General features: G+C 42.9%; 2 protein-coding genes. Both read right to left on the bottom strand.

What is annotated here, in order from left to right; genetic code table 11:
* Positions 1 to 8: 8 nt before the first annotated feature.
* Positions 9 to 557, bottom strand: coding sequence for a DUF4402 domain-containing protein (locus LY11_RS08840; protein ID WP_111633357.1), 549 nt, complete (start codon positions 555 to 557; stop codon positions 9 to 11).
* A complete protein-coding gene (locus LY11_RS08835; RefSeq protein ID WP_111633356.1) occupies positions 554 to 11,101 on the bottom strand; it encodes a hypothetical protein in 10,548 nt (3,515 codons plus the stop codon). The genes LY11_RS08840 and LY11_RS08835 overlap by 4 nt, the downstream gene beginning before the upstream one ends.
* Positions 11,102 to 11,137: the final 36 nt, after the last annotated feature.

Below are 11,137 nucleotides of genomic sequence, written 5' to 3'. Positions count from 1 at the left end.
ATATCGGGTTAAGGCTGTATGAATGTCACACTAAAGGTTCCGCTATAATTACCTGGAGGACTGGCAAGCGGGCTAGTCAGGGTTAATGTGCCACCTATCCTAATTTGTGTACGGGCAGGTGATACTGCGGTGGTAGTGAATGGACTGCCCAAATCAGAACCTCCAATATGGAGGCTTAAAGTACCTCCGGTACTGCCGGTTAGGTTAACATCTGGTCCGTTACTAATGGTAACCACAGTACCGGGTTCTGCGTCTACTTCAAAGATGGCCGGTGAAAAAGAAACACCCTGACTGGTCTGGATCACACTGCCGGTTGTTGATCTTGATCCGTTCGGGTAGATAATTACTGTGCCACCCGAACTGCCCTGGTAAAAAGCACCGAAACTTAACCCTTGTGCTGGGTTAACATATATAGTGATCGGCCGAGGCGGGTTTTCAGGCCCCAATGCGGAAAATTTATGTTGGGCAAGACCCTGGTAACTCATAAAAAGGAAGGGCAGAATTAGAAGCCCTTTGATCCGTCCTGATTTTAGACTATGATTGATATCTGCTTTCATCTTCCTGTCATTAATATTTTTTGTGAATGGATACCTGTTGCTGTTCTAAAACTGACAATGTAAAGAACATTAGCGGCCATGCCGTCGAGCTCATAATCGCCGTTCCCGCCAATTGCTCTGCTAGATGTGATCTGGCCCAATAGATTGCTGATCATTAAGGTTCCTTTTTGCTCATTAACCAGTTTAATCTTTATAAATAAAATTCCTTCTGATCCATATATTTTATAGATATCATCTTTATTATCGGTTTGACCGGTTATATTGAGTGGAACACACCGCAATGAAAAGCGATTTTCGTTAGGACCTTTCTTTAAACTAGCTGTGTAGATCGGGTTTTGCTGCAAATCCTGGCTTATTCCTTTTTCCGAATCGACTAAGTATAAATGCAGATTAGAAGGCCATTGCTGCAAGTCTCGTAAATTTAAAGTCACCGTGCCATCTTTATCAGTTTGCAGGCCTAATGGTACAATGGTAAGTGTGTTAACCTCTGGTAATGCATTAATGACTAGTTTTGTGGCATCTACACCCAGCGAGTATAAGTTAGGCAGCAGCTCATTTATATTCATGAGTTTGATGGCGTCAAATTGCCGGTCAAATGCCGGAGTTGCGCTATAGTTAAAATAAACAACGAGTGGGTCTGATGACGAACTGTTGTCCGTGAAGTTTGCACTTAATCTAATTAGGGTGGGTGGGGTAACATGTTCAGATACTGAACTCAGTGTTGCTTTATGGAAAATTGGGGAAAGATAGTTTACCCTTGCATTATTGTTAATGGCTAAAGTACCGTTTACAGGATAGGTCCCACTGCTTACATGGACAAAAAAACCTTGCATGGAGGCAATGGTATTTCCCGCAATGCCATCACTTGAAATGCCATTGATATAAGTACTATAAGCACCTGTATACTGACTGGTAGTGCTGGAATCAAAATAATAGATGGCATTATCAATATTTGTTTTGGTCCAACCACTTGAAGCATCCCAATTAATAGGGGATGGAAATGGGTTACCCACCAGGTTAAAACCTTGAGTGTAGGTTTGATTGTGGTTATAAAGTGTAGATGAAACTGTCCCGTTAGTTACAATACCTATAATACTTACGGTTTTCTGGCCTGTAGCTGATCCGAAATCTACAGCATAACCCTCTAGTGGGTTCAAAATATTTGTTGCCGTAGTATACGTTGTAAACCCGGTAGTTGGCTTATTTTCAATATAACTATAGAAATTAGGAAAAGTAGCATTTAAATCTACCGTACTGGCGAAATTGCTAACTGTAGCACCCTGGAAAGGAGAACTAAAATATTTATATCCATAACCTGCGGTAAGATAGCGCTGCATAGTCACATTGCCCATGATGTTTCCAGCCCCACTGCCATCAATCAACGCAGTTTGTGTCGCAGTGGAAAGAAGTGTGAGATAGCCCCCGGCATTAAGCGTACCGCCAGTGGCCAGAAGGATATCGGTCAGATTTAAAGTGCCGGCTAAGGTTACCCCGGCGTTATTATTAATGGTAAGGTTCTTGATTAGATTTGCCGCGAACGCAGATGCGGGAATAGTCTGTGCTGCTGTACCGTTCATGAGGATGGTTCCACTACTTACAGTAAATGTTCCGCTATTGCTGATACCTCCGCCAATGGTCAGGATTTTGTTGTTGATATTAAAAGATCCTGCCGAAACAGACACATTATTACTTACAGTTAAATTTGTGGATTGTAGCAGCGCAGCTACATTAGAACTATTGATGGTCAGATTGTAAACAGGATTAGTAGAATTAAGCTGCATGGTTTGTGCAGCACCAGTAGAGGTATTTCCCAGTTGTAGGGTGCCTCCGGTAAAACCGGAACCTGAAGTGGAAAGATTGTTGTATCCCAGATTCTGTCCTGCACTTCCGCCGGCATTCTGAATCACAATTGCACCACCAGACATATTGAGCGCGCCGCCCACGGCATCCATATTGAATGGGGCAATACCCGGCGTTGTGCTGCCCTGGGTATTTACGGTCATTGTTCCTCCTTGTATAGTCAATGCCCATAGTGAGCCGGGATTACTGATAGCTGAGGCCAGGTTCAGGCTTCCTGAAGTAACCATCAAATTCGCACTGCTTTGAGGAATAACCAAGTTGTCTGCTGTATTGCCCATGTTCAGTGTGCCACCTGTTACTTTTGCCAGGCCTGCCACTGTCCAATTCATATTAGGAGAGTTTATAGTTCCCGCATTTACCCATAAACCGGCTGTAGCAGGAATTAAAAAAATGCCCATAGGAATATCTGCTATAAATGGCGTAATGCTCAGGCCCGGGTTATTAAGGTTAAAAGATCCATTCAGGAGTGTCAGGAACCCATTAGGTGCAGAGAAATTAGTTGCGGTAACATCCAGATGGTTGGTGTTAGCTGTCCCCATATTGGTCGTAATGTTGTTGAAACTCGTTGTGGAACCAGATCCGGCGATGCTTTGTACCCCATTTTGATTAAAGATAGTGTTGCATAAATTACTTGCACCTGTCCTCAGGTTCAGTATTCCATTGTTTGTGATATTACCACCTACGGTAAGCTGGTGTGTTGCATTGGAAGTACTGGCTACATTAAAAGAAGCCCCATTAGCTATGGTAATATTATTGTTGACTATAATTTTTTGTCCTGTTGTATTTGTACCAATACTCATTGCCCCGGCGGTAACGCTAAGATTATTGCCTATTGTTAGACTAAGTAATGTTACTATTTCACCAGAACTTGCAGCATCCAGGTTATAATAAGGAATTGAAGTAACAGTTTGATTGGCTGATCCATTATAACTGATGGTAGAAGAATTTGTGATGGCATCCGTTGTTGCGCTCCCGGCAGTAATTAAGGTTCCTGCAATTCCAGATGTGCCGGCACCGAAGGTTTTTACTCCTGCGTTATCCAGAATGAGGTTATTATAATTAAAGGCGGGAACAATTTGTGTTCCACTGCCATTGAAGTCAATGGTACTGCCGGAAATGGTATAGGCATTTGTCCCCGGGGTAAATGAACCGGAAATACCGATAGTACCACTGTTGGCAAGTGTCCGGTTGCCAGTTGAGCTGCTTATCAAGTTATTATAATTATAAACAGGAATGGTTTGGGTGCCGGTGCCAGTAAATCCAATGTTGCCTCCAGAAAGGTCTACTGTTCCGGATACAGTTGGAAATGCTGCTGCTGTATTAAAGGTGCCTGAAGTGAGGGTAAGGTTTCCAGATACGTTAAGCGTATTTCCGGCAAGTACCGTTAGCGTAAGTCCCGCATTGTTCAATAATAAATTCTTTGTCACTGCTGCTACATTAATATTGATAGTGAAGGTTCCTGTCAGTTCTACATTATCACTTGCAGCAGGTACTCCGGCTACATTCCAGTTCGCTGCATCTCCCCAATTGTTTGTGCCCGCACCTCCAGTCCAGGTTTTGGTGTAAACATTCATATCCCCGATTTGAAAATCACCGAATACGGTAATCCCCGTTGCTGTGGAACTGGTAGAAGTGAGGGTGCCAACTGTGGGATAAATCCAGGATCCTGCGCTATAATTTCCTATAATAAATGCACCTGTTATAGCCCCTGCATCAACATCAGCGCCTAAAAAATTGAAGGTTACACCATAATTGGTTAATACGATCCCACTATTTGTTAATGTCCAGAACCGGTTTATACTTTTAGTGGCATTGATGGTGGAACTGCTGATATTGGGGTGATCACCTATGGTGGTTGATGCAATAAGATCTCCGGTAGTGGTAACGCTTACAAAAGTAAGTGAAAGCGGGGTGTAATTTGCTACATCACCAATCTCGAAAGTTTTTGCGGTTGCCCCGGTAGCTACATTTTTCTGTAACTTTCCATTTACCCAGCCTGTAATTTGGGCTGCACCGGTAATACTACCTGTGGAAGATTGGGTAAGTATATTACTGCCTGTCTGAATTTTTCCGGCAATAAAATTCAATACACCATTCACGCCCACGTTTGAAGATAAAGTAACCACACCAGCGGTATTATTAACCGTTAGATTATTAAAAGGGGAAATGCTATTAATATCTTGTGAGGTGGTACCATTTAGGATAAAGGTAGAAGTGTTTCCATTCAGGGTGCCACCATTTGATATATTGCCCGCCACAGAATGGGTATAACTACCTGCATTTAGAATGGACCCGCTATTTATAGAGAAATTATTGGTGATGGTCCATGCCGAGGAAGGTGTAATCCCTGCTGCATTGGTATTAGAAATTACCAGATTACGAAAGGAGGCCGGACTACCTGCCAGGGTCATTGCACCCACGCCTCCAAAAACAACATTACCCGTACTGGAAAAAGTAGTTCCGAGATTTACCGTAGCTGTTGAAGTAGGACTGAAATTTAAAGTACCTGAGCTGGTCATGGTTCCATTATTGGTTACTGCACCCAATATATTATGGGTAGAGATTCCACCATTAAATGAAGCGCCGCTTCCTACGGTTAGCGCATACAATACGGTCCATCCTACACTCGGATTTATACCAGCGGTATTGTTGATATTCAAAAAACCAAATTGAGGAACGGAGGTAGAATTAAGAACCGGTGAAACCGTACCATTGAAATTGACAGTAATGGCAACCGTTGTTACCGCATTGATTAAACTGATGGTTTGCAATATATTCCCGGTAAAGGTAGAAGTTCCAAGAGTATATAGCGTACCGCTGTTTGTTAAATCGCCATTTACAGTAGTGGTAATAGTTGAACCGCCACTTAAAGACCCCGTGCTGGTGATATTTAGCAGTCCGTTAAAAGTAACATTATTCAAAATGGCATAACTGCCTGTAATAGTCATCTTATTAAATATGGTATTTCCTGTTATATTTTTAGAAGCACCGGTACAGATCACGGTACTTGTGGATGGTGTATAAGTACCATTGTTGGTCCAGTTTCCACCCAGTGTTATGGTATTGGAACTACCATCCAGCGTAGCTCCGCTTTCGATGGTCAGATCTCCGTTTGCGAGCAGGGGAGTGGCCAATGTTTTAAGTCCTGCATTTCTTAATATAACATTACCGAAAGTGGTAGGAGGAAATAGTAAGGTTTGCGCAGAAGTCCCATCAAGAATAACCGTACTTGAATTAGATACTACATAGTTGGCATAGTTAGCAGGGGGATTACTTGCACTAACAATGAGGGTAGATGAATTGCCCAATGTAGCAGTTCCTCCAGTTACATTCCTGTTGCAGTTAAATGATCCGATATTCAGTGTGCCGGAGATACCGTTCAGATCACCAGTTAACACGATATTTCCAGATAGTATAGCGATGGAACCTATAGGTTTGTTGAAGGTAAGGTTGTTGAATGTAGTAGCCGAAATCGTTTGCGTCCCAGAACCATTAAAAAGAACAATTGCTGCTACATCGATATAAGTACCATTATTGGCCCAGTTCCCGCCAACCTGAAGTGCAGTGGTGTTTTTTAAGGTTGCACCGGCAGAAATGGTGATATTTCCCATAACAGTTGTGGTGGAAATATTATCCAGTTCTCCAGCAGTTACCAATAGGTTACCACCAATACTAAGTGTGTTATTGATCGTCGCTATAGCAGCCGTTTTGTTGATAGTTAAGTTATTATAACTAACAGCACCAATTACCTGGTTGGTGACACCACTGTAAGTAACCGTACCGGTACCCGGCGTAAATGTTCCGTTAACGTAATTATGGTTCAGGGCAATAGTTAGGTTTCCTGCGCCGCTAAAAACAACGTTTGCATTGCCAGATTGCGTTATTGAGCCTCCAATTGTTACAGTTCCTGTACCAATGTTTAGATTGATGGCATGGCCGCTCGTTCCATCGCTCAGGGTTAGGTTACCGTTAACAGTAATGGATTGATTATTTGCATTGATAGTATGGGTTACATTGCTGCTCCAGGTTCCATAGATATCTCCTGAAGTTAGCGAACCACCACTGGCCGTGGTAAGGGTCACGGCCTGTGCGCTTCCAAAATTTATATTCTTAACATTTACCGTACTGCTGATGGTTGGCTGATTGGTAAAGGCCATAGTTCCTAAATTTACAATATCTGTAGCAGCCGGAGGTCTTGAAGCTGAACCCTGGACTGTTGTCCAGTTAGCGGCTGTATTCCAATCCGTGCTTACGCTGCCGTTCCATTGTACAACGTTTGAATTGTCTGAAAGGGTCCAGCGGTTGGTAATGCTGGTTAATCCACTTTGTTCTACATAATTGGCGGTTGCATCATTTGCTGTTTTACCAATAGCAGCCCAGGCAGACCCATTGTAATTCCATAGTCCCATAGTTGCCTCGTTGCTGCCGTTTAACTCGGCATCTTGATAATGCAGGCGAAGGGTTGCACTGGCATATGTCCCAGAAGGAATGGCAATGGTGTAGAACCTGCTAATCGAACCTCCAAAAGGGAAATCACTCACAGGACCAACCACAACAGATACAGTTACACTGTTTATACCTGAAGGCCCTGAAAAAGTGACCAGATTGTTTGGACTTTCAAAAGCATAGGACACTCCGGTACTAAAAGCATGGTTTCGTTGAATGTTGCCTAAAATAATTCCATTGCCAGTCCTGGTGGTGGCAATGGTCAATGTATTTGTGCCCGTAAGCAGAGTACCCAGCGTCATATTTACAGTTGCTGCAGATACATTACTTTGCAAAACTACCGCTGTTATTGCAGTTGAATTATTGATGGTAAGCATATTGAAAGTTGTAACACCTGTAATATTAGAAGTTAGATTTCCAAGAAATTGTATCGTGCTGGTTCCTGCTGTAAAAGTGCCCGAATTATTCCAATTGCCATAAATGGAATGTGTAAAACTACCAGGTATAAATGTAGTCCCGGTTCCGATAGTCAGATTGTTATTTATAGTTAAGCCCGCTAGTGCAGTTTTACTATTTCCATTAGAAAGGGTAAGGTTATTATAGGTGATGGAATTGATGTTTTGCGCACCGCTGCCATTAAAATTAACGGTATTGGGAGCCGATGTAGTGACGTCTAAGAGGCCAGCAGTTATGGTCAATACCCCGGCTATACCCAGATTGGAGTTGGCAGATAACTGCAAAGAGGTTCCATTAATAGTGGTATTGAAAAGGTTAGCGATTCCACTCAAACTAGATGTACCAGTAAAAGTTGCAGTTCCTGCCGTTGCAGACAGACTTCCGTTAACTGCGAGGCTGGAGGAAATAGAAAAATTGGCATTCGTAGTCACAGAACCAGGAACAGAGAGGATGCTGAAGCTTATGGTTCCTGCTCCGGATATTGTTTTTGATGTCCCGGTCATGGTAAAAGTAGCTGCGCTTGAAGTAAAGCTATTAGTTACAGATAGATTACCTGTAATGATTAAAGTTGAAGATGTGCTTACCGTTCCACTAATGCTGAGGTTATCCGGTGAAATTCCAGTGCCGCTGATGGTGCTGCCAGTACCGGACATGGATACTGTTCCACCAGATAACTGAGTGAATGAACCAGAGCCGGTTGTGGCCAGGTTTCCTGTTAAACTAATGCTGTTGGCAGAAAAGCTGATCAATGAAGCAGCTATGGTTAGGTTATTGAAATTTTGAGTGCCCGGTCCGCTTACTGTGCTGCCAGAACCCGTAAAAGTGACAGTGCCGGCATTGCCATTAAATGTTCCATTGTTGACCCAGTTGCTGCCTATACTATGTGCAAAACTACCCCCATTAAATATAGTAGAAGCGCCTATGGTCACATTTCCATTGACGGTTATATTTGCAGCGGCAGTATACGACACTGAAGTGCCTGCAGCTAAATTGCTGCTCAGGTTACCCACTACGGTTAATGCTGTTGCAGGTAAAGTTTTTACAGCGGCACCACTTGAACTGCTTAAGGTAAGGTTTCCATATAACTGGTTCACCACCGTTTGGTTGGTGCCCGAATATTCTACAGTACTAGCCACTACCAATGTATTGGTCGTATAATTAGTTGGGTAAGTATTGGTTCCGCCAATTTTCAGCGTTGCATTATTGGCTACTGTAAGTGTGCCACCTGTAGTGGCGCGGTTGGCAGTAAAGGAGGTGAGGTCAAATATCCCGCTGGATACAGAAAGGTTACTGCCAATGCTGGCATTTATATTTAAAGTAATGGTATTCGCTGTACCTGCGACCGTGAAATTATTAAATGAAGTAGCGAAAGTGCCGCCAACGGATTGAGCCGTTGTGCCGTTGAAAGTTACTGTAGCTGTTCCCGCTGTAAAAGCAGTTATTGAAACATTGTTTGTCCAATTACCTGCAATAGCGATATTAAAATTATTTGCAACGAGTGTGCCGGCAGAAATGGTTAGGCTACCAGTAAGGTTTATAGCCGCGGGTAAAAGAAGGCCTGCGCTGTTACTAAGTGTTAAATTAAAAAAGGAAAATACGCCAGAAAAGGTTTGTTGTCCACTGGTGCCATTAAAATTTACTGTACCTGTGTTTATAAAGGTTCCACTGTTGGCAAGAGTACCAGCAATATTTAAAGTTCCGGCATTGCCCAGTATTAATGTACTACCTGCGTTTAAGGTCAGGTTTCTGCAACTTACGCTGGTGGTTATGGTGGGCATCCTTGTGGCTGTCGAAGTTATGGTAACATCTGTAGTAGAAGTTGGGAGTACACCATTACACCAGTTAGCAGCATTGCCCCAATCTGTACTTACATTACCTGTCCATTGACCTGCAGCAGTAGTTGAGGTGACATTTACATAAGCAATAGCAGGGGTGATGCAACCCGCAGCGGTTACTTGTACAGTATAAATACCAGCAGCAGCAGCCGAGTAGCTGACAACTGGATTTTGCAGAGCAGAAGTAAAACCATTAGGCCCCGTCCAGGAATAAGCTGCGCCAGCTATTGTTGTTGCCGTAAGATTAAGTGAGCCTCCGGCACATACAGGTGAGTTACTTCCAGCCCCATCAGGGGAATTATACAAAATGGTAACTTCCGCAGCGGTTAACTCTCTATTATAGATGATTACATCATCCAATGCTCCGGGGAAATAATAACTTGCCGGCTCGTTTGGCCAGGTAGACAAATCACTGTATCCTATTCGCCAATAACCGTTATAACTCTCGCCGCTGGTAACCGTTGCATCACTGATGACCAAATTACCGTCAACATATAGTTTTAGACCACTTGCCCCAACGGTGCCCGTAGCCAGATGCCAGTTTCCATCATTATAAGCAGTTGTTGTACTAATGTACTTTTTTGTTGAACCAGGTGCTACACCAAAGTACAGAACACCTGTGCTGGTCATATAAATAAACCGGTCACGGCTGCCGCCACCACCAGTTAGTACGCTTGAAAAACCGAGTAGGGCACCTCCAATGGTAGTTGTAGTTTTAAACCATGCGGAAACACTCACTGAAGGCGGATTTACATACGCAATGGCTGTCGAAATGTAATTACTCGTTCCGTTAAATAGATAAGTGCCATTTGTAATGTTAAAACGATCAGTGGTTTGTGCAGGAGTACCTCCTTGAAACGTACCATTATTGTTGCCTGTAGCATCATTTGCATTCCCTGCAAAAATATAGTTAGCAACTAAATTATTCTGAGGGATTTGGGAAATTACAGGCCCGTTACAGAGTGTTGCCTGGCTGGCACTGAGAGCCGTGCTCAATCCACCTTCAGTAACAGCATATACTTTCCAATAATAGGTAGTACCTATCGTTAATCCAGATTGCACAGAAGAAGTAGCTGCGGCTGCTGTTTGATTTACAAAAGAATAGTTGATTGCATCAGTTGAACGGTAAATAGCAAATCCAACTTCATTAGCAGATAAATCTGCCCAATTTAATGTCATTGCTGTATTACTTATGCTTGTAAAGGACAGGCTACCGGGGGCAATTGGTACTGGAGGCGTAAATCCATATTTTTTACCTGACACGGGCTTAGTAGTTACGTTGGCTTCAACTGTAGAACTTATGCCCGTTCCAGCATTGTTTACGGATAAAAAAGTTCCAGATCCAATTGCTGTAGCCGTAATGCCAACAGATGCAGATGAAGAATAGACTGCGATGGCTTCTGGTCTATATACGTACTCAATTTTCCCTGTGCTTTCATAAAGATTTGTCTGAAAAGAAATTACGGCTCCTGTAGCCTGATAGCTCCACTTCGTACTCAAGTATTGAAGCGTAAATACCCGGTTGCCCACGGTACCTGTGGTTTGATAAGTTACATTTGTGGTGGCAACAACGTCAAGGTCATCCCATAAAGGGGCTATCACGGGGCGAGGTGCACCTCCGGAAGTTAAATTATTAGCATATAGATTGTCTGTTAGAATAGTGCCAAAGGAGAACCAGCCATTTGTACTGGTGGATATATTAGTATAACGGACACCCATATACCAAAAGTCGAACCCGATAGGAATCAGTCCGGAAATGCCATCATCGGTACTCCCTGTCCATCCAGTCGTATTGACAGGACTAGTTATAGGCGTAAAAGTACCAGTTGCCGTTGTAAAGCTATAATTTGTCAGGGTTTGTGCACTTAACTGGGTACTTATGAAAATAAGCAGAAAACCTGTCAGGATACTTCGATAAAGTGTAACAGATCTGGTTTTTATTTTCATAGTTTTTAACGCTTATATTATCATTTCTTAACCCAT

The sequence above is a fragment of the Pedobacter cryoconitis genome (assembly GCF_003259615.1).
In the GTDB taxonomy this organism is placed as follows: Bacteria; Bacteroidota; Bacteroidia; order Sphingobacteriales; family Sphingobacteriaceae; genus Pedobacter; species Pedobacter cryoconitis.
The sequence above is the reverse complement of the archived record's forward strand: the minus strand, read 5'-3'. Positions and strand labels throughout refer to the sequence as shown.